The following is a 26,040-nucleotide window of genomic DNA, read 5'->3' as shown; positions in this document are numbered from 1 at the left end:
ATCATAAATCAAGATAAAAATTGTATATTACTATACTGAATACTGAATTCGTTAAATCACTGAATAATTTACAAAAAGTAATATTTAATACAACAATTCCTAAGATTTTTAATTACAGATTTAGGAAACTTGCCGCAGTTATTTGATTTTACTTTCGCCAGACTACTAATATCACTCCAGTCACAATCAAGCTCAAGCCTAATAGACGGACTAATGAAATGGATTCTTGTAAAATCCAATAGCCCAGTAATACCGAGAAGATATAACCTATTGATACTGCGGGAGCAGCTACACTTAGGTTGACTCTAGTTAAAAGCAAGATGTATGCTACAGCACCAAGAGCATAGCAAGTAAGGCCTATTAAAAGTTCAGGTATTGTCATCATGCTAAAAATGTGACTGATAGCATTCCCTGCATGAACTCTGCCTAATTTAATTGCACCCATCTTTAAAAAAAACTGCCCTGCTACACTAATGAGAACTGAAATCAGTAATAAACTAAATTCTTGTGGTGTCACAGAGATTTCCTTGATATTTTACAGATAAAGAAGGAGTCATACCATTTTGGATTTTAGACTTCGACTTACCTCGGCTTCGCTACTTCGGCTACGCTCAGTACAAGTCGGCACAAGTCTCTCAGTCGAACGATTTTGGATTGTCAGAGAGCTACTGTATAAGCTTCTGCTCATTCCATCTGTCGCCTTCTTTTTTTAAATTGGTATCAGAATACTCTACTCGTAAAAGAATAGAGTTTTTATCAAGAAGAATATTTACAGTAATTTACAGGTTGCTCAAATACATGCGAGATAAAATACATTTTGCTCCTGACTTTTGAATTATCTGATGATGGTTTATTTAGCTGATATTTCTGACGCTTTAACAAAACCTCCAGTTTCTTTTAATGTATAAATAGGACGACCTTTCACTTCTTCATAAATCCGACCAATATACTCGCCTAGAATACCAATACAAATTAATTGCACAGAACCTAGGAAAAACATCGCAAGTGTAATTAATGTAAACCCAATTAATGGAGAAACTGGGTCAAATAAGCGCCAATATAGTACTAGCAAAATCATTAATAGAGCCGCCGCAGCTGACAGCATTCCTAAATAAGTTGCTAGCCTTAAGGGAACTTTTGAGAAGGAAATAATTCCGTCAACCGCTAAAGCCCAAGATTTGCCGAATGTATATTTAACTTCTCCAGCAAACCGAGGATCGCGTTCAAAATGTACGGCTGTCTGCCGGAAACCCACCCAAGCACGTAAGCCGCGAATGTAGCGGTTACGCTCAGGCATAGCATTGAGGATATCTACTACTTGACGATCCATCAAGCAGAAATCTCCTGTATCTGCGGGTATGTCTACGTTAGCCAAGCGCCGGAGAATGCGATAAAAGGCATAGGCTGTAAAACGTTTCAGCCAGCTTTCTTTTTTGCGAGCTAAACGTTGAGCATAAACTACTTGGTAGCCTTCTTGCCATTTTTCAATCATCGTTAAAATTAGCTCTGGAGGATCTTGCAAATCGGCATCCATGACAATGACGCTTTTCCCTTGAACAAAGTTCAAACCGGCCGTGACAGCGATTTGATGACCAAAATTCCGAGCTAGACTGAGGTATAGCACTCGGCTATCGCGCTGGTGGAGTTCACGAATCATACTTAAAGAGCGATCGCGGCTTCCATCATCAATTAAAATCAATTCAGCCTCGCCGTCTAACTGTTCCATAACATTAATCAGACGGCGGTACATTTCTGTAATATTTTCTTCTTCGTTATAAATGGGGATGACTAAAGAGTAGATGGGCTGATTCACTGTGATTGTTTATTTGGTAGCAACTTATAATTAAGCTTTTTTAGGCAATAGGCAATGGGAAAGAAAGCTTTTCAAACTATACTAAGTTTTTTCAAAAAAAATTACGAGTCCTATATCAAGTCTTTGATATTTAACTATACATTGTCTGAAGCAGATGGTAAGATTTGGTTGAATTTTATTTTGCTATCAAATAAATATGAATCATTCTAAACTTAAGAGAGATTATATAATCCTCTTAATAATTTGGTTGGTGGGATTAGTTATAGATAGAATGTGGTTTTTCTTAGATGAATCTATACCATATTATGATCAAAGCGCACATTTAACGACAGCATTACATCATTATAGAATTTTTCAACACTTCAATATCTTATCCGGAGACTGGTGGTTATCTCTGTGGCAATTAACTCCCAGTTACCGCGCTCCTTTTGTATATATTTGCACCGTACCGTTCTTAGTATTGTTCGGTAGGGGATACGATCAAGCGAGTTTAGTTAACTTGTTATATACCGCATTAATTATAGTATCAGTATATCATTTAGGTAATTATTTATTTCAAAACCGCAAAATTGGTATAACCGCCAGCATGTTTTGTCTGTTATTTCCAATTCTGGGAATTATGCGGACAGATTATTTATTAGATTATGGGTTAACGGCAATTGTTACACTAACTTTCACAGTTTTAACAATTTGGAAAGATAACTATACTAGATTTTTGTCATGGGGATTAACTATCATCCTAGGATTAGGAATAGGGTTAATCATGTTGGCTAAACCTACGGGCTTTATTTTTATTTTAGTTCCTAGTATCTGGACATTAATTAGTTTTATTAAAAACCGTAAATTTATTAAGCTAATTCAAACGGGGTTATCTTTAATTTTAGCTTGGTTAATTTGTGGTTTTTGGTATGGTTTAAATTGGTTAACGATTATTACATCCGCATTAAACGCTAACCAAGTCGGGAAAGGGGAGGGTGATCCGGCTCCTACAACTATTGCTGGGTGGTTATATTATCCACAATTGCTCTCAGAAAGTGTTGGCTTACCAATATTATCTGTGAGCATTGGTATTTTCTTGGTTTATCTCATTAAATATCGGGTTAGTAGTAATTTAATTGCAGCAAATCTGAGAACATCGGCTCGGATTTGGTTGCTAGTTTTTCTATTAAGTAGTTATATAATTTGTTCTTTGGGCACAAACAAAGATATCAGGTTTATATTGCCATGCTTTCCGATAATTAGTGTAATTTTGGCTGATTTATTTAATTTAATTGAAAATATATTATTTGATAGATTGAGATTAGCAACTCTTGTATTAAGTGGCATAGTGTTACTTAATAATTTGTTTCCTTTACCGCTAATTCAAGCATGGGGAGGAAAACATTTGCCCAATGATGAAGCTAAAAAATATCCCCTTGCTCAGTTAATGGATAAGATTAACCAAACAAATCCATATTTAAGGTCAACTTTAGGAGTAATTCCGGTTTCTACACCCCAAGTTAATGAGTTTACTTTAGATTATTTTGGGACATTAGCGGATTTTCGCGTATATGGGAGAAAATTAACTACAAAATTATCTCAAGTGGCTCAAGATTTACAATATTTTTCTTGGTATGTCACTAGAGATAATGAACCAGATGAACCGGGAGAAAGAGGAGAAACTAAACGGAAATTAAAATCTTTGGTGGAATCTTCTCCTGATTTAAAATTACAGAGTGAATGGTTATTACCTAATAAGGATAAATTAAGAATATATCACCGTAAAAATCCTGATGTGGTTATCGAAAAATTAAGTGATACCAATTCTCCGATCGCTCTAGAAAAAGCAATAATTCCTAACCAAGTAGTAGTAAATCAAAATAACCCAGTTAAATATCAAATAACAGGTTCGTGGGATGATTTGCAAAATGGTTTATTGCTTTTAAAATGGCAAAGTGAGCAATCATCCTGGTATCACGATCATGCGATCGCTCTAGGCAATGCGTACTGTGGTATCAAATGCCACCCTCAAGGAAGTTTCCGGGTAAATGAAAATATTGCCACATTTGTCCCCAAAACGCTACCGCTCGGAAAATATCAACTATCAGCGCTCTACTTAGATAGAAGAAACTCGAAAATTACACCTTTAAATATTCCTAATATTGCTGTAAATGTAACAAATGAAAGCAAAGTAGAAAAATCACAACCATTAGACTTAGTTTCTCGGATGTCACAATTGGCAATAGAGTTACAAAAGGGTAAATTAGATAATATATTTGTGCAAATAGATAATTTCAATCAATATGATCCTACTCAAGATTATTTAAAACAAATTGCAATAGCAGCTAATTATCGCCTGCAAAATGAACCAAATAATCTCAATTGGCGCTACACTCTATTACTTTCACAACTTTTACAGCGCCAAGTCCCCGAATTAATCCAAAATTTAACGGAATTAACTAAATATGATGCTCAAAATCCTTACACATGGCTTTATTTAGCTTTTATTTATTTATATAACTTTCAACCCAGAGAAGCTGAACCAAAATTAGCGATCGCCGAAAAATTGCAACCAGATATACCTGAGCTAAAAACTTTAAAAACTGTCACAAATATCATGAAATTTTTACCAATAGTCCATTTTTAAAACTTGAAATATGTATCCCTTCAAAGAAAAAGAATGGTTATTAGCCTTGTTGCTAGCATCTCTGGCTTTGTTCCTCCTATTTTTGGGAAATTTACCCTTACGAGACTGGGATGAAGGAACTTATGCGATCGTCGCTAGAGAAATTTACCGTGCTGGTAACTGGCTTTATCCTACCCTCCAAGGCGAACCATTTATGCTCAAGCCGCCTTTAATGCAATGGTTAATTGCATTGTGCTATCAGCTAGGAGGAGTGCAAGAATTTACTACCAGATTTCCTGGTGCGATATTAACAGCTTTGGGAATTCCTTTACTTTATTTAGTGGGACGTTTAGTTTTTAATCAAAGTTTGCCAGCTTTGTTTGCTGCTTTAGTGTACTTGACAATGTTACCTGTCGTACGTCATGGCAGACTAGCAATGTTAGATGGTATGACTATTTCTTTTTTTCTACTATTATTATTCTGTCTTTTAAAATCTCGTCATAACCAAAAATATGCGCTTGGTATAGGTTTTTGTTTGGGATTAATTACCCTAACCAAAGGGATTTTAGTGCTGGTATTGGGAGCGATAGCTGGTTTGTTTCTGCTGGTAAATCGACAAATAATATTGTTAAAAAGTCCCTATTTATGGGCAGGAATATTATTAGGAAATGCTCCTGCCGTAGCATGGTATGTGGCTCAATGGCAACATTATGGTAACACTTTCTTACAAGTCCATTTTCAAGACCAATCATTTAACCGTCTTGGACAAGCAGTAGAAGGTCATAATGGCCCGCCCTGGTACTATTTAATTGAGGTACTTAAATATGGTTTTCCCTGGCTGTTGTTTTTACCAGGAGGGTTTTATTTAGCTTGGAAAAAACGTCATACTAGCTGGGCTGCTTTAGTTCTGATAGGCACAATAGTTTATTTCTTAACTATTTCTTTGATGGGAACTAAACTACCGTGGTATGTGATGCCTGTTTATCCGTTTTTAGCTTTAGCAATTGGGGCAAAATTAAGTGTGATTTGGCAGCTAAGTAAGTTTAAGGGACTAAATTGGGCAATATTTTTTGCTATCATCGCTATTGCTGGTTTAGGAGGCTGTGCTTACTTTGTCATGGTCGATCCTCAGCCTGTGTTAATCGTCATGAGTATTGTTTTGTCAATCAGTATGGCGATAGTAACATGGCTTGTAAAAAAGAGCGATCGCAATTTTATTCCAGTTTTATTTTCAGGTATGTATCTAGTTTTATTGCTATTAGTCAGTTCCCAATCCTGGATATGGGAATTAAACGAAGCCTTCCCAGTTAAACCAGTTGCAGAATTAATTCGCCAACATGTCTCACCAGGAACAACAATCTATACTTCTTTTGCTTATAGTCGTCCTAGTTTAGACTTTTATAGTGATTGCAAAGTGATTGCTGAAAGTGTGCCAGTTTTACAAAAAATGTTGTCTAAGAAATCTTATTTGCTGTTAGATCAACAGGCTTTAGTGAAAATAAATCTAACTAATAGTAAAATTATAGGAGAAGCTAAAGGATTTATGCTGATTTCGCCACCAATTAGTTCTAGCAATGTATAGTACAGAACTTCCTACAAACTTAGCTGAACTTGGAGAATTACTCCGTCGAGTTTTGTCGGGAGAAGAGGTTATTCTTTCTCAAGCTGGCACTCCTATCGCCCGTATTGTGCCTGTTTCCCAGCAGCCAATACCCCGGATTCCCGGATTAGATCGTGGTAAAGTAGTCATCTCCCCCGACTTTAACTTACCCCTGCCAGAAGATAGTTTAAAAGATTTTCTCAGTCCCCTAAAATATTGAAAATGAGGGTAAATTATGGTTCAAGCTTTAAAAAAAACAGTAACTTTTGCAGAATTTATAGAGTGGAAACCTGAAGATAAACGATATGAATTACATGATGGAGTAATTATTGAGATGTCGCAGCCATTGGGAGGACATGAAGAAGTTACAGGTTTTTTGACTATAGATTTAGCTGTTGAATGTAAACGATTAAATCTTCCTTACTTGATTCCTAATAAAGCATTGGTAAAACTACCCGAAAGTGAATCAGCCTATTTGCCAGATGTGTTATTCCTCAATCGTTCTAAGTTGGTAGATGAACCGTTATGGAAAAAAGAATCTACTGTTACTAAAGGTGATTCAATTCCATTAGCTATTGAAGTAGTTAGTACTAACTGGCGAGTTGATTACTATAGGAAATATGGTGATTATGAGGAACTCGGAATTAATGAATATTGGATAGTAGATTACCTTGCGCTTGGTGCTTATAAATATGTGGGTAATCCAAAACAGCCTACTATATCAATTTGCTCATTGATTGAGGGTGAGTATCAAGTTAACCAATTTAGAGGTAGTGACAAAATAGTATCACCAACCTTTCCTGAGTTGAATTTAACTGCTGAACAAATTTTTCAGGCTGCTACTTAGGCTGATTCTTAGCTTTACTACTTCACAAACAAGTAAACGTCATCGCGTTGATATTCCAATTTATATTGTGACTGATTTTTCAGATTATTGACTAAGTATTGATAAGATTCTGAGGTTGCAGCCCAACCTGGATGGCGGACATTGAGTAATATATACTTAAAGGTATCTAATTCATCGGATTGTTGAGATTTATCATATTTGAAACTAATCAACTTTCTATGGGTTAAATGTGGGGTAATAATGTCTGTTGTCAGAACGGTATCTTGAGTTTTAATTAGAGCGATCGCATCTTTTGTAGCTTGCCAATTGTCCCAATTTTCTATATATCTTGAGGTGAAGAATCCAAATTTACCTAAAGCTAAAAATCCCACCAATGACCACAAAACAATCAATCTTTTTTGTTGTATCCATGCTTTACCTGTTGCTAGGCTAGCAATTACGGCTAGCATAAGAAATGGGATAGCTGGTAAAGAATAATGCAAAACTAGATTTTTTTGTGACGGATGATCAGCAAGTAGATTCAACACTACACAAGGAATTGCTCCTATCAAAGGTATCATGCATTGTGGTTTTAAAGCCCAAATGACAGGTACAAATAAAAAAAACAAATATTCTAAATTGATAGCTGAAAAAATATTGCTGAAAATAACTTCTGGATGGGATAGTAAAATTTGTACCATTTCGGGAAAAGATTTTCCCAGATAGCTATAGCGATAAAAATGACGCTGGATTAATGCTGATTCGCTGCCAAAAAATGGAATAATCACATTATTGGCAATCAAAAACCAAGCTATACCGCTAATAATGGCGATCGCACCATACAAACGCCGCTGTTCAAAAAATAGTAGCCACACCCCCATAGCCACTACAGTCAAGGAAAGTACAGCCTTACAGCCCAACACCACCAGCACACTGACGCAAAACCAAGCTAGTTTTCTCGATCTTGCAGCAAAAACTGCTGTCAAAAGTGCGAGAACAGCGATCGCATCTGGATGAAAATCACACAAATTGCTGTTATACACCACCGGATACAGTAGGTATACAGCTACCATTGCGACTGCTTGACTTTCTTTTAAACCAGCTTGTAGCGCCAGCAAATATGTAGGTAAAGCACCTAAAGCTAAAGCACCAGACTGGATTGCAAATAGCCAATAAACACTAGGATAAATTTTGTACAGTAAAGCCAAAAAATATAAAATCCAAGCAGCATGATCTGACAGCAGGTGAAAACCAAGTATAGAAGAAATTGGTAGTTGTCCCTGACTAATTAAATAAATACCTTGGTCAAAAAATGCTAAATCTCCAGATGAATTAAATAACTCATGTCTAAGGCTGCTAGATACAAACAAAACCAAGGCACTAATACTGATGATGACAACAATAGTATTGTGTCTTTGTATTTTTTCTATGACTTTAATCCATCTGCTCATACTACAGCTTATTATTAGTATTTAGAGAAAGATTAGCTTTTAATTTCGGATAAATCATGTCACAGTTTTGCACCACAAACCAAAGTGTAAAACCCAAAGGTATAGAAAATATTTGAATATATAGAGGCGTTCCCAAATAGCTAACAAATGATGCCATCTGCACCGATACCGCTACCCAAGCATATTGGGGAAAGTAAAAGGCGAAGATAATAGAACAGATATCAGCCGGATAGAAATATCTTTCATGCATTTTGGGTAGAATATACGGCATAAACAAAACTGATAGGGTAGCTAAATATATCAATCTATCTTGAGTAATTTTTAGCTTACTTTTATAAACTAAATATGCCAATAAGAATATTGAAAATACAGTTGTAATTAAGCCTATAGGAACGACAATACTATAAAAGTTGTTAGGAATCCATTGATAAAGATTAGGTACATTTTTAGCCAGTTCTTTATATGTATTAGCTTGTTTAAAGTAAACTAACAGCAATTCTGACATTGGCCTGCCAGCAAACCAAGCTGGTGACATGGCGACTACATATGTTGCTGGAACCAATGGTAAATAATACCAAGAAATTCTTTTTTTAATTAATAAAATTAATAATAAAGGTGATAAAAACATCGCTTGCAATTTAAAAGAAACTGCTAGACCTATGCTAATTAATGCTGGAACTTGTTTTTTAATAGATAAAAAATAAATACAGGCGATTAGCCCCGTTGTATAAATAACATCACATTGACCCCAAAGAGCGCTATTATAAATGACAGTAGGACTTAATATAATTGCCAAAAAAGCATAGATTGGTTTGTTATTTTCTGGGTATTTTAGTCTGACAATTTTGTAAACCAAAAAAGCACAAACAAAATCAACAGACATAGCAAAAAGCTTTATTGCCAAGATTTTTGGCAATCCAGAAAGGAGAGTAGCCGCAATTAAAATCCAGTAGAGATAAGGAGGGGTATAGTCAGCAAAACCATATTTTAAAGCACTAAATCCACCATGAGACACGATGAAATCGTACCAAGGATCTAAGAAATACTTATAATCTACCGATTTATTGGGATAACAAAGCCATCGGATGAGTACTGCGAATATAATGCCTATAACTAAATATCTTATGACTGGATATTGCAGAGAGTTTAATGCCCTATTGGAATGATTTTTGACTAGTTTTAATAATTCCTTGTCTGAGGTTTTCGTCATAAATTTTGTCTAATTTTCAAAACTCACGAAATCTTTTTATGGTGAAAAATTATACAGACAAAGCACCAGCACTCTTTTCTGTAATCAGTATTAGATAGACGTAATTAGAGGAGTCAAAGTTCAGTCTGGATTCTGAATTCTTATCATTCAGTTGTATGTTATCAGAGAAGCATGGACATGAGAGTACATGGATAGACAAAAAAATAAGTAAAAATTAGGAGTGAGTAGCTGAGAATTCCCAACTACTCACTCCTAACTCTTAACTTTGAATTTTTAACCCACCCAAAGTTCTTGGGCAAAACCTACAGCTAACTTGGCAAGTAATATGACACACAAACCCAGCATCAAAAATCCTTGGCGGCGGTGACGAGATAATAACACGCCCAAAGCTACACTCAGGGAGACAATGCCATAAGCCAGACGACTCAAAGAGATTGTACCGCCAGAAGCGAGTAGCAAACCTAAGCCACAAAAGCCATAAATGATTGTTACTGGGGTAAGTTCCCGGCGTAAGTACCACAATAAATAGCTGCCACCTAAGATCATCAAAGTGTTCAGCAAGTTATTGATTAACTGTTCGTCTGCCAAGATTAACAAAAATCCGACGAAAGCGTAAAAGCCATAGACCACTTTTGCAGAACTCAAATGTTTATGGAAGCGCCATAAACTATAAGCACTAGCAACAAGAATGGTAAATAATAGGGGATACCAAGGGTCTTTAATTCCTCCATGAGGATCTAGAACCCAACCAAACTGCCAATTTGTCGTACCGAAGGGAATTTGCATCAGCATATTCAACCAACCTTGCCAATCAAACCCCAAAGATGGCCGCCATCCCCGCTGTGCTTGGATAAAAGCTAAGGGATGTCCGAAGTGAATGGCACAATAAATACTGAATAGAAGTATTCCAGTGGCAGTAGTCAAAGATGCAACATAGGCAACAAGCGGTCTACGTTCTTTCCAAGATGCGATCGCCAACGCTAAAATCAATGCCATGCCTGTAGGACGTGTTGCTGTCGCCATTGCACCCCAAAGCGCAGTCCAGCCATATTGTTTTTGATCGAAGGCACGCAAAGCCGCTGTACTTAAAAATAAATACAACCCCTCTGTGTAAATCACCCCCGTAAACAAAGACATCGGACACCAAGCCAACACAGTAGTAGCCCACTGTGCAGCACTGATCCCACAATGTTCCTTAACCCAAAAATACAAACACCAAAGCGCGGCAAAAAACGCTATGTTGTTTACCAGCGTGCCTGCAATTTCAAATGGCAACCCCAGTCGCGTCAAAACCCAAATACTTAAAGGAAATAGGGGAAAGAAGGCTAGATTATGTTGGTTGCCGTCATCGATGAATTCATATCCAGAAGTAACAATTGATCTGTAATGGACACTATCCCATGCATGGAAAACCTCCCAGGTAAAACTGGGTGGAGTTCCCTCCAATTGTGCCGAGACATATGGCGCAATCAACAACATGGTAGTCCAGATGAATATTCTGCTGAAAAACCAGATTGCTATGGGAAAGATGAACTCATTTGTCCATAAAATTTTTGTTATAACTATTTGAACTTTAACCATAAGTTTGAGTTTTTCAACCGACTTCCTAATGCATCCCCTTACTTATGGCTTTCAATATTTCATTTTTGTGTAACATTAGATACCTCACACTCCTCTACCAATTTTAGTAATAAACTAAACAGAAACATCAGTAGCAAACTTGTTACCAGTTGCTATTCAGTAATTACAATTCAGCTAATATTGCCGATATTCTAGGCAATATTGGTTATATCTATAGTATTTATATACACATTTTGTAGTTGAGTCAAATACAAAGGGAATGGGGCATTGGGCATTGAGCATGGAAGAATTAAATATTAACTCTTGACGCTTCAGTCTCAGAGGATGTTTGAAAAGTATAGTTTTTGTCATGCTGTACCGCAAGCGGAACCCACAGGGTAAGTAGCTTTGCGGAGTGTTGGCGTAGCCTCTCGAAGAGAAGCATCTTAGCCTCAACGAAAAATTGGGATTCTTCAGTTCCTTCAGAATGACAATTTATACCTGTCTGGGACTTTACAAACATCCTCTCAGAACTCGAAACTTCCACTTTTAAACTCAAAACGTGACAATTTACCCATGCCCAATGCCCACTCACAAATTAAATTCAAGTTAATTAAGGAGTCCTCAGCAATTTATAGTGAGAGTTGTCTGTAAATCCTTAAACAATTGTGAAAGCGATTACTCTTGTTGGTTCTACTGGCTCTATCGGTACTCAGACTTTAGATATTGTCGCTCAGTACCCGGAGCAATTTCGGATTGTGGGATTGGCAGCTGGAAGTAATGTGGAACTATTGGCTGCTCAGATTCGGCAGTTCCGGCCGAGTATAGCAGCGATTTGGTCAGAAGAAAAACTACCAGCACTGCAAGCCGCTATCAAAGACCTTGATCCTCAACCTATTTTACTAGCTGGCGAAGGTGGAGTCATAGAAGTTGCTCGCTACGGTGATGCTCAAACAGTTGTCACTGGTATTGTTGGTTGTGCTGGGCTATTACCCACCATCGCCGCCATTGAAGCTGGTAAAGATATTGCCTTGGCAAATAAGGAAACCTTAATTGCTGGTGGCCCTGTGGTTCTACCCCTGATTGAAAAATATGGGGTAAAAATACTACCAGCGGACTCAGAACATTCCGCAATATTCCAATGTCTCCAAGGTGTGCCTAAAGGCGGACTGCGAAAGATTTTGCTCACTGCCTCTGGGGGCGCTTTCCGGGATTGGGATGTAGCCAAGTTAGCAGAAGTGACTGTCGCTGATGCTCTCAAGCATCCTAACTGGTCAATGGGACGTAAAATCACTGTAGACTCAGCTACTTTGATGAATAAGGGTCTGGAAGTAATCGAGGCTCATTTTCTGTTTGGCTTAGATTACGACAAGATTGAAATTGTTATTCATCCCCAGAGTATTATTCACTCGTTGATTGAGCTGCAAGATACTTCAGTTTTAGCCCAACTCGGCTGGCCTGATATGCGCTTACCCCTGTTGTATGCTCTATCTTGGCCCGATCGCATTTACACTGACTGGGAACGCCTAGATTTGGTCAAAGCGGGAAATCTTACTTTCCGTGAACCCGATCACCAGAAGTATCCTTGTATGCAGCTGGCTTATGCAGTAGGTAGGGCTGGTGGTTCTATGCCAGCAGTCTTAAATGCAGCCAATGAGCAAGCTGTGGCGTTATTTTTAGCAGAAAAAATCCGGTTTTTAGATATTCCCCGTTGTATCGAATGGGTGTGCGATCGCCATCAAAATCATAACCTAGCAAATCCTGCTTTAGATGACATTTTGACCGCAGATAAATGGGCACGACAAGAAGTTTTAATTGCTACTGAATCGCTAGAACACGCCCCGCAGATAATTTCTCTGCGCTAAGTAGCTAGTTAGTGACAAGACACTGGTGAGGATGGTAACTTGAGCAAACCACCCTCAGCATTGTCATGGTTATTGATAAGTGGGTGGGTGGGTGTCAGGAGGCAGAATACAGGAGGCAGAATACAAGAGGGAAGAAAGTTTTTGCTTTGCTTACTTTGCTTCACATAGTTTGGTTTGATTATGCCGACTTACAGTTACATATGAAGAAACCAAAATATTTTTGATAATTTCACTGACAAGGCCTTTTAGTGGGTGAATTATTGTAATATTTTCGAGTATAATTCTCGGATGCATTTCCTAGAAAAAAGTTAAATACTTACCTGAGAGTAATTTTTAAGTAATTTATATTTTATGATTATTACCCTGATTTTAGCTTGGATTGTATTTGCCATCTTATGGAAGGTACTAAAAACAACTGTAAAAACAGCATTGACTATAGCTGCGATCGTCGTTTTATTGCAAGTAGCTTTTGGGATTACTCCTCAAGATATTTGGCATCAGATACTTCAGATACCTCAAACCCTGTCACAAATACGCGGCGGTAAGTAGGAAGGATAAAGTTACTTATGCCCTATAGTCAATTCACGATTGATAGAGTCAAACAAGATTTTCACCTAAATACTGTAGAGGGAGTCCGCTTTTTCCCAGACTCAATTGAACCAGTTACTCCGAGTTCCAGACTACAAGGTATTTTAGAGGATTTACCGTGGGCAATCGCAGTTGATACAGAAAAAGCGCGTTCAGAAGCGATTATTAATCCCGTACTTTTAGAAGTGCGGCGCATTTTTAATCAGCAAATCAGTGTGTTTTCAGGGGAAGAGTTTAACGTTGATGCGAGTATTGGACTCAACGGTGTTTGTGACTTCCTGCTTTGCCGTTCACCCGAACAATTAACTGTGGAAGCGCCTGCAATTGTTATTGTTGAGGCGAAAAAATCAGATATAAAATCTGGACTTGGACAATGTATTGCCGAAATGGTAGCTGCACAGCGATTTAATGAAGCCAAAGGAAAACCCCTAATAGCAGTTTACGGTACTGTAAGCAGTGGAACACAATGGCGATTTCTGAAGCTAGAGCAAGAAACGGTAACTATTGATTTAATTGATTATTCCCTTCCTCCTATCGAGCCAATTCTGAGTTTTTTGGTTTGGATGGTGAAAGCCGGATAAGACATCGCCTGAATTAAGCTAAACTTACATTGAGGCTCATCATGGAGCAACCCTGATGCTACAAATTAAACATAGATTTCAAAGTTTCGCAGAATACCTATCTTATGATGATGGCTCAGATAAACTCTATGAGTTGTTTAATGGAGAGTTAATCGAGATGCCTCCAGAATCAGGAATCAATGTTCAGATTGCCACATTTTTATTAATTCAATTTGCATCTCTGTTAGGTTATAAAAGAGTTCGAGGACATGGTTTAGAACTGGAAGTGAGAGGAGAACCCAGAAACCGTTATCCTGATCTGACAATTATTGCAAGCGAGCATATTCAGCAGTTAGCAAAACGTAATACTATCCGCTTGTCAATGCTACCTCCTCTACTGGTGATTGAAGTAGTTAGCCCAGGAGAATTGCAACGAGACAGAGATTTCATCGCCAAGCGATCGCAGTATCAAGATTGTGGTATTCCTGAATATTGGATTATCGACCCCGAAACTCAAACTATATTGGTCTTAGAACTTATTGACAAAACTTACACTGAGATAGGTAACTTTGCTGGTAATAATTTAGTTGTATCTCCACAATTCAATCAACTAAATCTCAAAGCATCACAAATCTTTGATGCAGTAAATCAAGCGTGAACTACTCCTAGTACAGTGCGGCGGAAATAAGCAGACCATTCTCAATCGCTAAAAAGCTTACTCCATATTACTTTTGACTTCCGCCTTGCGGTACTAGTTGCCTACGGCTGAACTAGAGCTTCGACCCGTTAAAGATAATTAGTATCCACATGAAGTCAATTCTATCGCCCCCTCATCATCTCATTACCAGTATTTCAAAGTACTTGCACCATAGGAGATAGACTCGCCCTCTTTTTCATTACCCGACGCCAAATCTTGTATACTCCCGCACATGCTGCATGGTAATCGGTGATGGGCGAGTCACCTAAAAATGTTTTGATTTCAACCGCACAACAGCCGCTTTGACATCAGTTATTATGCAATGCGGAAATTCGTGCCAACGCATCCTTGACACTTGGAGGTAACTGATGCATTATCTTACCTCTTTCGCGGTCTAATGCGACTAGAGTCACCTTGGCAGTCACATACAATTGTTGTTCATCGGGTGAGAGAATCGCATAATCCCAATTGATCCGCACGCCAGTCACATCGGCCATACGCGTTTTGACTATAGCTGCCATACCCAACTGTAGTACACGGTGATAGAGTACTGAAAGTTCTACAACTGGTAAATCACAACCTAAAGCTGTTAAATCAGCAAAGTTGATGCCAATTGAACGTAAGCACTCATTCCGTGCTTCTTCCATCCAAGCGATATATGAGCCATGCCAGACAGCGCCTGCATAATCAGTATGGTGGGGTTGTGTCCTCACAGGATATTCAAACCAATTCTCAAATTCACGATGGGATGGTTTGTCAAGAGCCGTAGTTGGCGGTAATGTTGGTTGGCTTGGTTTTTCTTCAGACATTTTTAAATTTCTGCACAGCTATGGATTTTCCATATCTGGAATAGCATAAAAATTAGTTGCATTGTAAAATTTATAAGGTTTAGCATCTACCCTTCCGAAAATCGGGAGTGTGTTGTCATGCACCTTTTTCTCCAGTATTTTATTACTGTCAAGATTACGATACTTGTTTTCCTGGCTTTTGGGATAGCACACCCAGAAAAGTATCGCGTAAATGCCAACGCTAGGACACAGTACAATTACAGAGAAAAATCTCAGGCTTTATCTCAAAAAAATAGCGAATCTCATGTTAGACATCTCAATGAAGAAGCCATTCAGCTATCTGGGCAAGGTAACTTAAAAGAGGCATTGCAGAGATTGCAAACAGCGTTAGCCATTAGTAGAGACATTGGCGATCGCTCTTGGGAAGCTGTGACTTTGAATAATCTTGGCAGAGTATACCAAAAACAAGGTCAGTATTCCCCAGCACTCACATCATATCAACAAGCCTTATTCATTAATAAAGAACTCGGAGATCAAGTCCGACTTGGCAAAACCTATAGTAATATCGGCTACTTATTCGATATCCAAAACCAACCAGAGTTGGCAGTTTTTTTCTACAAGCATTGCCTGATTAATCGCGAGAAAGCGAGGCTAAATCCAGCTACACTTTCTGTTCCCCAACCGGATGCTTATAGTATCACTGTTGCCCAAACATATCGCATTTTGGCTGAACGCTTGCTGAAACAAGAACGTGTGTCAGAAGCACAAAGAACTATGGATTTACTCAAGGTTGAAGAACTACAGGAGTATCTTCCAGGTGTACCAGGTAATCAACGCACTGCTAAAGGCATTGATTTAGTTCTAGAAGAAAAACCTATTAAACAAAAGTTGGAGCAAACCCTCAATAATGCTGTGGTACTGGGTAAAGAATTAACAACTTTACGTAAAATTCCTCCCGAAAAGCGATCGCCCCAACAAAAACAACGCCTTGAGCAACTAGTCGCAACTCAACAGCAACTCCTGGTGCAATTTAACAATTTTCTGGCTAGTCCCACAGTTAAGGCACAATTGGAACAAATTAGCCGCACAGCTAGGCGGCAAAATTTGGACTTGGAAAGTATCAACGAAATTCGGGATAATTTAGCGAGATTACCGCAAAAATCCGCACTTCTCTATCCACTAGTTTTAAAAGATAGCTTAGAATTGGTACTGGTCAGTCCTGAATCTGTACCCATCCATCGCACAGTTCCAGTCACCCGCGCCCAGCTCAACCAAACTATTTTGTCTTTCCGTCAAGCTTTAGGTAATCCCAACCGCGATGTTAAAACCCCAGCACGCCAGTTATATGTATGGCTGATCAAACCTATTGAAAACGACTTGCAGCTTTCAGGTACAAAAACTCTAATTTATGCACCAGATGACCAGTTACGTTACATTCCTCTGGGTGCTGTGTATGATGGTAAACAGTGGTTAGTGCAACGCTTCAGTGTGAACCATATCACTGCTGCCAGTTTGACTAACTTGAACACTCCACGGAAATCGACTTTGCGGGTTTTAGCTGGTGCATTTACTGCCGGTAGCTATAAAGTCACTGTGGGTAATCGCCAGCTGTCTTTTTCCGGCTTGCCATTTGCAGCACGAGAGGTGGAAAATTTAGCAGCTATAGTTCCTGACACTAAGAGACTTTTAGATCATGCTTTCAGCCCCAAGGTGACTGTACCGCAGATGGATGATTATACCATTGTCCATTTAGCCACACATGCGGCTTTTATAGTCGGTAAACCAGAAGATTCGTTTATTTTATTTGGCAATGGCGATCGCATTAACCTGAGAGATATCGCCACTTGGTCGTTACCCCATGTGGATTTGGTGGTGTTGAGTGCTTGCGAAACTGGCTTGGGCGGCCAGCTAGGTAACGGAGAAGAAATATTAGGTTTTGGCTACCAAATGCAAAGAACAGGTGCCAGGGCAGCTATTGCCTCTTTATGGGCTGTAGATGATGGCGGCACTCAAGCATTAATGAACGCTTTTTATACGTTGTTGACTCTAGATAATTTGACAAAATCTGAAGCCTTGCGACAAGCACAAATCGCATTGATTACCGGAAACTTACAGCTAAAAAGTAACAATATATCGGCAGGAGGAAACAGCAGCTTTAATCATCCCTATTATTGGGCACCTTTTATTTTGATTGGAAACGGGTTGTAATGACTTCCAGCTATAAGTTCAGCACTTCGCTCATTCCCAGAATCAGGAATTCAACACAGAACAACTGACTATCGAGGGCAATGTCAAATCTCTTACTTTTCAATCAGGGTAAGAGGAATACGCCTTAGCAGATCCCTAGATACATTCTTGATATGCCAGGTATTTTAAGAATGCTGTTGATAATTTCCTGATTTACGCCAAACCATTAGGTGATCGACCAACAGTCAGCCAATCACTCCACTGTCATAGGGAGATAGATGATCCTCTCCCAACTCATAATTACCAATTATCAACATAGATTATTGGCGCTTTTGTTGAAATACCCTACTCAATACAGAAATCTTTAAAATTTCTTAGCTAGGGCTTTGTTATCTGTAGCAGCTGGTGCAGGTTGCTTGACAATATTGGCAAGTTCCTGTAACTGGTTAATTGCCTCCGCACCCTCTAATTTCATTAATTCGCGATCGTCCCGCATTTCTGTCCAAGTAATGCCGTAATCGGACACCAAAAACCGAATCAAGTGGTTGTCTCCCAAGCTCACCATGAATGAAGCACTGTTCATCTGGTCGCCACAGGTATAACAGGACGCAGGGTATCCGCGTCGCTCTAGTACAATCGCCAAAGCTTGTAGGTTCATTACCAAGTCTTGGACAAATTGCCGATGTTGATGCGCTAGTCTTAGAAACACGTTTTTCCTCCTGACACCACAGTCATTTGAGTTTCTTTTATATTTTCTTTAGATTTTCTCATCCACTGGTATTGTAAACTATCGGTTACGATTACCAGATACCTAAAGAGTAGTTTGTTAGCTACCCTGCTTAGGGTAGTGGATAATAGGTTTGCGTACGGTATCAAACTATTCAGTTTGTGAAATCAGAATATCAGACAGAATTGTTAAGTTTAATGTTGTCTTTAGACATTTCTGTCATGATGGATGGTCACAAAAAGTAATCCGCTTTAAGAGTAACTTAAATTTGCTATCCGTCAACTACATAAAAGATACATATTGCATTTTTATCGCTTATATGCAGTGAAATCTGCTATTTACAGAGAATTAGTATCGCCTAATTGGTGGGTGTACTAGTTTTATATCTGCCAGATATAAGAGATTGAGCAGTTGACCTTAGAAATTCTAGGGTTGAAGTCAGGGACGTGTTATTGAGCTAAAAGTTCCTGATTATACAAAGTATGCACTGAAAATCTAGAGAAAAATGTAAAACCCAAAATTGCTAGACTCAATACTGAGAATAACTAAACCCAGAAGAGGCATGTTGCCATTTCGGCAGTATTTTCGCACCTTTTGAGATTATGGCGAAATTGTTGCATAGACTACTAAAAGTTTCATGAAGCCAATGATAAACAGTTGCATAGAATACAAAAAAGCTAATTTTGAGTGAAATGGGTTCAACAGTTATCAGTTATCAGCACAAGAACTTAGATATAGAGACGCGAAATTGGACTGGGCTTCTCTACGAGACGCTATCGCGAACGCCCCGCTACGCTACGAAAACAACGTCTCTACCAACCATTTTGTGTGCAAATGAGGGGTTATATCCCCTATTCGCTAGTCGTATCCTAAAAGGAGATTGGGTTTCACGCCGCCTTTGATGAGATGTTTAGCTTCTATCAACTCAGCACAACTCTACGATCGCTGATTAAGTATATTAATATTACTGATGAGTTAAAGAAATACCATAATATTTATCTAAATAAGACTAGGCAAAGTCTGTAATTTATTGATAAGTCCAGCTTTGCATAATTAGAATTTTGCTAGCGGCAATAGCTGACACAACTGGATTTAATAATTGGCGATCGCACTGCCGCAGTCATAAAATCCTGAAAATTGGATTAAACTACTTGCCACCAACCGAAAGCTGGCCCGATAAAACGGATTGTCACCCATGCAGCGACCATAACACCAATGCCGATCCAAGCACCGCGAGTTGACCAACTAACAAATAGTTCGGCTTGGTTTTTGGTGATCGGCACCCACGGTAAGATCCGAGTTTCTTGACCGTATTCTTCTCCAAGAGATGTTTTACGACGTTTTGCTTCGCCCATAATCAGCAATTTAAATTTAACTTAGGTTATGAGTTTAGATTGGTAGGTATCTTGGCTAAACCAGAGACAAGATGAAATCTTTCTTCGCTACAAACGAAATATACGACAGAAAATGTCTGAATAAAGTGATAATAGCGCTTGCTGTAGGGCGATCGCACTGCCGTTGACAAAATGTAAAGAGTCATTAGTCATTCGGCGTTGGCTGCTATAAATAACTGACAACCTAGACAGAATTTTCTTCGTTGCTATTGGAGAACAAACTGGGATCGAGATAGTTAATTCGTGCTAGAGGACTGAGAGCAGAGAGAATTTGAGCGCCGTAGCTCCGGTTAACCACACGACCATCAAGTAAAGCTACAATACCTTGACTTTCTCGGACTGGAGCGATCGCCCGTTGCAATTCATTCAAAGCTGTGGGTAATAAGTATAAACGAAACCAATCTTGATGCGATCGCTTATAGTGGGCTACCCTACCAGCCACAAGGGGATTTTCTAAAGATGGTAGAGGTAAAGTGGCAATAATTAACAGATGGGGTGCAGGTAAGACACCTTGATGCGATCGCCAAAATTCCCAACCGCTGATTAAAATACCATTTTCATCCAAACAAGTTTTTTCTACCTGTACCCGCGAGCCGAACTCACCAGCCAAAACCGCCCCTACTTGAGCCTTGAGTGGCACATCCCCAACTAATACAACAGTCAATCCTGGGGCTGTAGCACTTAAACATAGAAGTGTCCGGACTTTGTGAATAAATGCCGCCTGAAATTCCGGCGTGTTGGGTAAAGGCAATTTATAGGGTATATACAGTTGTATCGCTTCCCCTTGACTATCATTCGAGAACTTCAAGCAAGTTACATCTTCCAAACCCAGGCGCTCACGAAATAAGGGAGCCTCAGTTTCTGGTTCTAAGGCGCTACCAATCAACACCACCGGCTGGCGTTCCCAAATTGGCGACAGTATTTTTCCTAATTCAATTGGGGAGCAGTGTAAAGAAAATAAACCTTGACGACGGGCAATAGTCGCCCACAACAGAGGGAAAGCAAAATTCTCATCAAGGCTGGGGAATTTTTGCCAGAACTGCCGCCAAGATTCAGGGAGAGCAGTTTTGTCTAAAGCTAAATAGAGTTGCTGCAAAATCTCTAACTCTGGCTGAGAAATCACATAGCATTCATAGGGGTTAGCAGGATGCTGGAACAATTCATGTGTTAGTTGCACTCGCACCGCACGAATTAACTCAGCTTGATCTGGACAAGCAAGCATGAGTTGCTCCCAATCTTGAGGTTGAATATCTTGAGTAAGCTGATGACGTACCCAATCTTCTAAATCATCCACTCCATCAATAATTGTGGGTATACCTGGGGGAAAATGTTTAACATCTGCAAATTGACCTTTTAACCAAGCTTCCGGGGAAGTAAGTAGGAGTCCTTGGAACTCAGCACTAGGCCAAGCGTCACCTGTTCTGATGGGCTTTTTGGCTTGTAGCCATTGCTGTAGTCGCGGAATTTCCACTTTTAGTAAACGTTGCTGCACCGCTTCGGGGGCAACAATGATTACAGGGCCATGCCACATCAATGCTGATGCGACAAAACTAGTGCGATATCGCCCCTGATAGCCGGAAACTGCGCCTACTTGAATTAGGGCACTACGTCCCAACCGCAGGGCACGTGCTACCAACCTTGCCATCGTTAGATGATGATGCCAGGAAGGAAACCCCGCCTGCGATCGCAGGAAGTTATGTAATGACAAATGAACTTCTGCCTCAATCACACGCTTTTAATCCCATACAAAGTGACTTTTACGCACAAAGCCCCATATCTATTATCTTGTCATTAGTCATTCGTCACTTGTCCTTTGTAGTTGCCAATGACTAATGACCAATGACAAATCACCAATTTCCCTGAATTATGCCAACTTACACCGGAATTTCCAGCGAAGCCTTCAGACATCCACTGGATCGCCAAGCCGAGCAAGCTTTACGAAGTCTACCGGGATTTGATTTAATTGCTCATAAATTTGTGGAATTTATCTACGAACGCCCTCAGTTAGTCTATTTAATGGGCAACACCATCCAAGTCGGGCCGCGTCAATATTCCACTATTTACCAGATATTTCGAGAATGTGTGCGGGATTTGGATATTTATCCAGAACCGGCACTGTTTGTCTCACAAAATCCACAAGCAAATAGCTATGCACTAGGGCAAGAAAATCCTTACATAGTCATAAATACAGGGATACTAGACTTACTGGACGAAGCTGAAATTCGGGCGGTGTTAGCCCATGAACTGGGGCATATTAAATGTGGTCATACTATTTTAATTCAAATAGCGATGTGGGCAATGAGTGCTGCTTCCGCCCTAGGTGAATTGACTTTTGGTATGGGTAATTTTGTGACGCAAGGCTTGATTTATGCCTTTTTTGAATGGCGGCGGAAAGCTGAGTTATCAGCAGATCGAGCAGCTTTGTTAGTGATGGATGACTTAAATCCAGTCATGTTAACAATGATGAAAGTGTCTGGTGGTAGTGTTAAATACGCTAATGAATGTAGTCTACAGGAATTCATCCGTCAGTCAGAAAGTTATCAAGCGTTAGACGTGGATGGACTGAATCAAATATATAAATTCTTGATGTACAACGGCGCTCAAGGTATGATGTTGAGCCATCCTTTCCCTGTTGAACGCTTACACTATCTACGGGAGTGGGCAGTATCAGAAGAATATCAGCAAATTCGCCGAGGAAACTATCAGCGATCGCCTGCTGAAGGAGCAGTAAATGTTGCAGCTCAAACACCCGCAAATACCGCAGAAACTTTGCGTCGTCAAATTGAAGAATTACAACGAGAAATTAACAAAATGAAAAGGTCTGAGTAGATCAACAGTTATCAGTTATCATTTGCCCTACAGAGTCCCTCACGTCTAATGGTTACTGAGCGAAGTCGTAAAGCCTGCGGCATAGCTCCGCAAGCGAGCGACTGTGCGTAGCGTCTTTTGGATTGACCCCGCGCCACTTGCGGTACTTGGCTCTGGGGATTGAAGATGCATACGATTTTAGATTGATTACAGACACATGGGGTCTTGCTCGTACCCCAAAAAATCTCAAATCCAAAATCCAAAATCCAAAATCTAAAATTCGGAGGGTCAAGTGGTGGGTTACCCTGCAGGATATTGCTACAGTCGGGGTTAAATACCAGACTGGAACCGTGATAACTGTTCACTGATTTAATCAAATCACACATTTTGAGTTGTTTACAGTAAGCATTCCCAAGTGGCAAAGCTAGGGCAATATAAAACTGACTGCTTCCGAGCAGATTTTATTTTTATGTGACTTCAGCCCAGATAATACTTGAAGTGGGCTACTGCTTTTTTGATAAGCACATCGTCACAGGCACGATCCCTTTTTGGGTGGCGAAAATCCAAATCTGATTCAGGAATTTTTCAAGATGTCAAGTATTTTTACAAAAAAACTATCTATATTAGCAATTATTCTTACCCTGATTTTCTTTATACCTGGGATAGCTTTAGCAGCACCAACACATACCATAATTCTTGCTCAAGCTAGTACTGCATCTTCAGATATTGACCTGACTCCCTTACAGCGTCAAGAACTCCAAGCTGTACGTCAAAGAAGAAATCGGGAAATTTTGGCTATTTTAGACTCGTCACAACGTGCCCAACTTGCCCACAATCTACGACATGGCGACGATCTCACTCAAGCCTTAAGAACACTGAATTTACGACCAGAACAGGCAGATTTTGTCAAAGCGATCGTACAATTGACCAACTTAAAGTTGAGAGCGATCGCAATGCGTCATGCCCTACCAGTAGCGCGAAAGTAAGGATAAACATGGCAAGTCGCCGATTTATCTAACTTTCCGCCGTCATCAGCGGCAATTCTCCATCTTCAAACTCATATATGGCATCTGTGCCATCGTCATAGTTAAAGAACTCCTTAAGAGTCATTTCCCCAGATGTAGCTTTATCTCATGCGATCGCCATAATCACCTGACCTTCTGCTAAAAACGTCATTAGCTTGATCTATATATTACGCTTAATACCCGATGGCAAATTTTTGGTAGTGTTTGATGGCAACACCAAATCAGAAGTTTATCAAGATTGCAGATAATCGCTCCATTGGATCGCAGCATCTATAATTAATCTTGCCCTATGATATAGTTCGTTACCATGTCGGAAGAAGATATCCGTGCCGCTAGGCTAGAAAAAGTAGAACAAATCAAGCAGCTAGGTTTTAATCCCTATGCCTATCGTTGGGAATCAACCCACCACGCAGCGCAATTACAAGCAAAGTTTGTCGATTTACCCAGCGGTGAAGAGAATGATCTAGAAGTAGCGATCGCTGGACGTATCATCGCACGTCGTGTTTTTGGTAAACTGGCTTTCTTCACTTTGCAAGATGAAACTGGTTTAATTCAGCTTTATCTAGAAAAAAATCGCATCCAGGAAGGCATGGCAGATATTGATGCTGATGCCTTTAACCATATTAAACAACTCACAGATGCCGGTGACATTCTGGGAGTTAAAGGTACTATTAAACGGACTGAAAAGGGCGAGTTATCAGTTTATGTTAAACAATACAGCATCCTCACCAAATCTCTATTGCCCCTACCCGACAAATGGCATGGCTTGACGGATGTTGCTAAACGCTACCGCCAACGCTACGTTGACTTAATTGTCAACCCAGAAGTGCGACAAACCTTCCGTCGTCGTGCCCAAATTACGGCGGGGATTCGTCGCTATTTAGAACAGCGAGATTTCCTCGAAATTGAAACACCTGTTTTGCAAAGTGAAGCTGGCGGTGCGGAAGCACGTCCATTCGTCACTTATCACAACACCTTAGACATGGAGTTATATCTGCGAATTGCTACAGAACTTCATCTCAAGCGCCTCATTGTCGGTGGTTTTGAAAAGGTGTTTGAATTAGGACGAATTTTCCGCAACGAGGGAATTTCGACTCGACACAACCCCGAATTTACAACGATTGAAATTTACCAAGCCTACGCCGATTACAACGATATGATGGCGCTGACAGAAGGGATTATTACCACTGTTGCCCAAGAGGTAATCGGCACATTAGAAATTACCTACCAAGGGGAAAATTTGGATTTGACACCTCCTTGGCGACGAGCAACCATGCACGATTTGGTGAAGGAATATGCAGGCTTAGATTTCCATTCTTTCCAAACATTAGAAGCAGCAAAAACAGCAAGTAAAAATGCTGGAATTGCCGATGTAGATGCAGTTGAATCTATAGGAAAATTACTAAATTTAGCCTTTGAAGAAAAGGTAGAAACTAAATTAATCCAACCTACCTTTGTCATTGATTATCCTGTAGAAATTTCACCCTTATCAAAACCTCACCGTTCTAAGCCCGGTTTAGTGGAACGATTCGAGTTATTTGTCGTGGGCAGAGAAACTGCTAATAGCTTCTCAGAACTGACTGATCCTATTGAGCAAAGAGAACGTTTAGAAGCTCAAGCTGCTAAGAAAGCCGCAGGTGATTTAGAAGCCCAAGGCGTAGACGAAGACTTTTTGACAGCCTTGGAATATGGTATGCCACCTACAGGTGGTTTAGGGATTGGGATTGATCGTTTGGTGATGTTCTTAACCGATGCTGCAAGTATTCGGGATGTAATTGCCTTCCCTCTCCTCAAACCTGAAGGCAGTGTTATTAAGCAGTTTAGCTATGAGCCAAAAACTCAAACACTGACTATTGAATTTGATAGTGGAAGTGTTTATGAGTATTTCAAAGTACCTCCCAGCGTCAAGGAAGATTTAGAAAATGCACCATCTAAAGGTCAATATTTTAACAAGTTGATTAAAGGAAAATTTAAGTTTGAACAATTGAGTTAGTCCTAATACCGTTTCTTTGTGAAGCAGCATATAATTCACCCCCCGGCTATCGCCGGGGACTACAGGGGGGTATTATTATGTGCATCTTCATACAAAATAGGTATAAGCTGACAATTTTCTAGTTAAGGATAATCGTAGATTGAGTGGAACGTCGTGAAACCCAACATTTTCGCGGATTTGTTGGGTTCCGTTCCTCCACCTAACCTACGTCTAATGCACTATTTTAGCTGTGTCGTTCCAATAGGGTGCGTTATGGATTTGCCTAACGCACCATTTTTATTACCTAAGTTGCGATCGCTTATTCTATATAATATTCTTTCAAAAGAATATTATGATTGACATT

General features: G+C 39.6%; 21 protein-coding genes. 12 read left to right on the top strand and 9 right to left on the bottom strand.

The annotated features are described in order from the left end of the window. Positions 1-148: 148 nt before the first annotated feature. Together CAL7507_RS14110 and CAL7507_RS14105 are read right to left on the bottom strand one after the other, a co-directional pair. Entirely contained in the window at positions 149-517 is a 369-nt protein-coding gene (locus tag CAL7507_RS14110; protein WP_015129148.1) for an EamA family transporter, read from the bottom strand. Between the two features lie 333 nt (positions 518-850). Continuing rightward, positions 851-1,813, bottom strand: a complete 963-nt coding sequence (locus CAL7507_RS14105) for a glycosyltransferase family 2 protein (protein ID WP_015129147.1) — start codon at positions 1,811-1,813, stop codon at positions 851-853. Positions 1,814-2,009: 196 nt separating this feature from the next. Between CAL7507_RS14105 and CAL7507_RS14100 the strand changes: the two genes are divergently transcribed. Genes CAL7507_RS14100 through CAL7507_RS14085 form a run of 4 tightly spaced genes read left to right on the top strand, consistent with a single transcriptional unit; the run spans position 2,010 to position 6,865 of the window. Then, a complete protein-coding gene (locus CAL7507_RS14100; RefSeq protein ID WP_015129145.1) occupies positions 2,010-4,439 on the top strand; it encodes a glycosyltransferase family 39 protein in 2,430 nt (809 codons plus the stop codon). 10 nt (positions 4,440-4,449) lie between these two features. Further along, on the top strand, positions 4,450-6,000 hold the full coding sequence (locus CAL7507_RS14095) for a glycosyltransferase family 39 protein (RefSeq protein WP_015129144.1): 1,551 nt from the start codon (positions 4,450-4,452) through the stop codon (positions 5,998-6,000). Continuing rightward, complete coding sequence (locus tag CAL7507_RS14090) at positions 5,993-6,238, top strand: type II toxin-antitoxin system Phd/YefM family antitoxin (protein WP_015129143.1); 246 nt, start codon at positions 5,993-5,995, stop codon at positions 6,236-6,238. Before CAL7507_RS14095 ends, CAL7507_RS14090 begins: the two co-directional genes overlap by 8 nt. A 15-nt stretch (positions 6,239-6,253) precedes the next feature. Then, a complete protein-coding gene (locus tag CAL7507_RS14085) occupies positions 6,254-6,865 on the top strand; it encodes a Uma2 family endonuclease (RefSeq protein WP_015129142.1) in 612 nt (203 codons plus the stop codon). 17 nt (positions 6,866-6,882) lie between these two features. Here CAL7507_RS14085 and CAL7507_RS14080 read toward each other — a convergent pair whose 3' ends face one another. The 3 genes from CAL7507_RS14080 to CAL7507_RS14070 all read right to left on the bottom strand — a co-directional run bounded on the left by CAL7507_RS14080 (position 6,883) and on the right by CAL7507_RS14070 (position 11,086). After that, positions 6,883-8,295 (bottom strand): DUF2079 domain-containing protein, encoded by a 1,413-nt coding sequence (locus CAL7507_RS14080; RefSeq protein ID WP_015129141.1) that lies wholly within the window; start codon positions 8,293-8,295, stop codon positions 6,883-6,885. Between the two features lies 1 nt (position 8,296). Further along, positions 8,297-9,505, bottom strand: a complete 1,209-nt coding sequence (locus CAL7507_RS14075) for a hypothetical protein (RefSeq protein WP_015129140.1) — start codon at positions 9,503-9,505, stop codon at positions 8,297-8,299. A 273-nt stretch (positions 9,506-9,778) separates the two neighbouring features. Further along, the gene (locus tag CAL7507_RS14070; RefSeq protein ID WP_015129139.1) at positions 9,779-11,086 is read right to left on the bottom strand and encodes a mannosyltransferase family protein; all 1,308 of its coding nucleotides are present in this window, start codon (positions 11,084-11,086) and stop codon (positions 9,779-9,781) included. 647 nt (positions 11,087-11,733) lie between these two features. Here CAL7507_RS14070 and dxr point away from each other — a divergent pair. The 4 genes from dxr to CAL7507_RS14045 all read left to right on the top strand — a co-directional run bounded on the left by dxr (position 11,734) and on the right by CAL7507_RS14045 (position 14,736). Beyond that, positions 11,734-12,930 (top strand): 1-deoxy-D-xylulose-5-phosphate reductoisomerase, encoded by a 1,197-nt coding sequence (dxr, locus tag CAL7507_RS14060; protein ID WP_015129138.1) that lies wholly within the window; start codon positions 11,734-11,736, stop codon positions 12,928-12,930. 351 nt (positions 12,931-13,281) lie between these two features. Then, entirely contained in the window at positions 13,282-13,479 is a 198-nt protein-coding gene (locus CAL7507_RS14055) for a hypothetical protein (protein ID WP_015129137.1), read from the top strand. A gap of 17 nt (positions 13,480-13,496) precedes the next feature. Continuing rightward, on the top strand, positions 13,497-14,099 hold the full coding sequence (locus CAL7507_RS14050) for a hypothetical protein (RefSeq protein WP_015129136.1): 603 nt from the start codon (positions 13,497-13,499) through the stop codon (positions 14,097-14,099). 55 nt (positions 14,100-14,154) lie between these two features. Beyond that, positions 14,155-14,736, top strand: a complete 582-nt coding sequence (locus CAL7507_RS14045) for a Uma2 family endonuclease (RefSeq protein WP_015129135.1) — start codon at positions 14,155-14,157, stop codon at positions 14,734-14,736. 347 nt (positions 14,737-15,083) lie between these two features. Here CAL7507_RS14045 and CAL7507_RS14040 read toward each other — a convergent pair whose 3' ends face one another. Beyond that, positions 15,084-15,584, bottom strand: coding sequence for a thioesterase family protein (locus tag CAL7507_RS14040; RefSeq protein WP_015129134.1), 501 nt, complete (start codon positions 15,582-15,584; stop codon positions 15,084-15,086). 117 nt (positions 15,585-15,701) lie between these two features. On the opposite strand from CAL7507_RS14040, the gene CAL7507_RS14035 reads away from it, so the two are divergent. After that, entirely contained in the window at positions 15,702-17,771 is a 2,070-nt protein-coding gene (locus CAL7507_RS14035; RefSeq protein WP_015129133.1) for a CHAT domain-containing protein, read from the top strand. Between the two features lie 343 nt (positions 17,772-18,114). Here CAL7507_RS14035 and CAL7507_RS14030 read toward each other — a convergent pair whose 3' ends face one another. The 3 genes from CAL7507_RS14030 to CAL7507_RS14020 all read right to left on the bottom strand — a co-directional run bounded on the left by CAL7507_RS14030 (position 18,115) and on the right by CAL7507_RS14020 (position 21,600). Further along, a complete protein-coding gene (locus CAL7507_RS14030; protein WP_015129132.1) occupies positions 18,115-18,459 on the bottom strand; it encodes a DUF1815 family protein in 345 nt (114 codons plus the stop codon). 1,160 nt (positions 18,460-19,619) lie between these two features. Continuing rightward, positions 19,620-19,832, bottom strand: a complete 213-nt coding sequence (locus CAL7507_RS14025) for a DUF2839 domain-containing protein (protein ID WP_015129131.1) — start codon at positions 19,830-19,832, stop codon at positions 19,620-19,622. A gap of 223 nt (positions 19,833-20,055) precedes the next feature. Continuing rightward, complete coding sequence (locus tag CAL7507_RS14020) at positions 20,056-21,600, bottom strand: helicase C-terminal domain-containing protein (RefSeq protein WP_015129130.1); 1,545 nt, start codon at positions 21,598-21,600, stop codon at positions 20,056-20,058. Between the two features lie 137 nt (positions 21,601-21,737). On the opposite strand from CAL7507_RS14020, the gene CAL7507_RS14015 reads away from it, so the two are divergent. From CAL7507_RS14015 to lysS, 3 genes are all read left to right on the top strand, one after another. Continuing rightward, entirely contained in the window at positions 21,738-22,700 is a 963-nt protein-coding gene (locus CAL7507_RS14015) for a M48 family metallopeptidase (RefSeq protein WP_015129129.1), read from the top strand. A 569-nt stretch (positions 22,701-23,269) separates the two neighbouring features. Continuing rightward, complete coding sequence (locus CAL7507_RS14005) at positions 23,270-23,665, top strand: hypothetical protein (RefSeq protein WP_015129128.1); 396 nt, start codon at positions 23,270-23,272, stop codon at positions 23,663-23,665. A gap of 346 nt (positions 23,666-24,011) precedes the next feature. Continuing rightward, positions 24,012-25,697 (top strand): lysine--tRNA ligase, encoded by a 1,686-nt coding sequence (gene lysS / locus CAL7507_RS14000; RefSeq protein ID WP_015129127.1) that lies wholly within the window; start codon positions 24,012-24,014, stop codon positions 25,695-25,697. Positions 25,698-26,040: the final 343 nt, after the last annotated feature.

The organism is Calothrix sp. PCC 7507 (assembly GCF_000316575.1).
Lineage (GTDB): Bacteria > Cyanobacteriota > Cyanobacteriia > Cyanobacteriales > Nostocaceae > Fortiea.
Note: the sequence above shows the minus strand (reverse complement) of the source record. Positions and strands in the feature narration are given on the sequence as shown.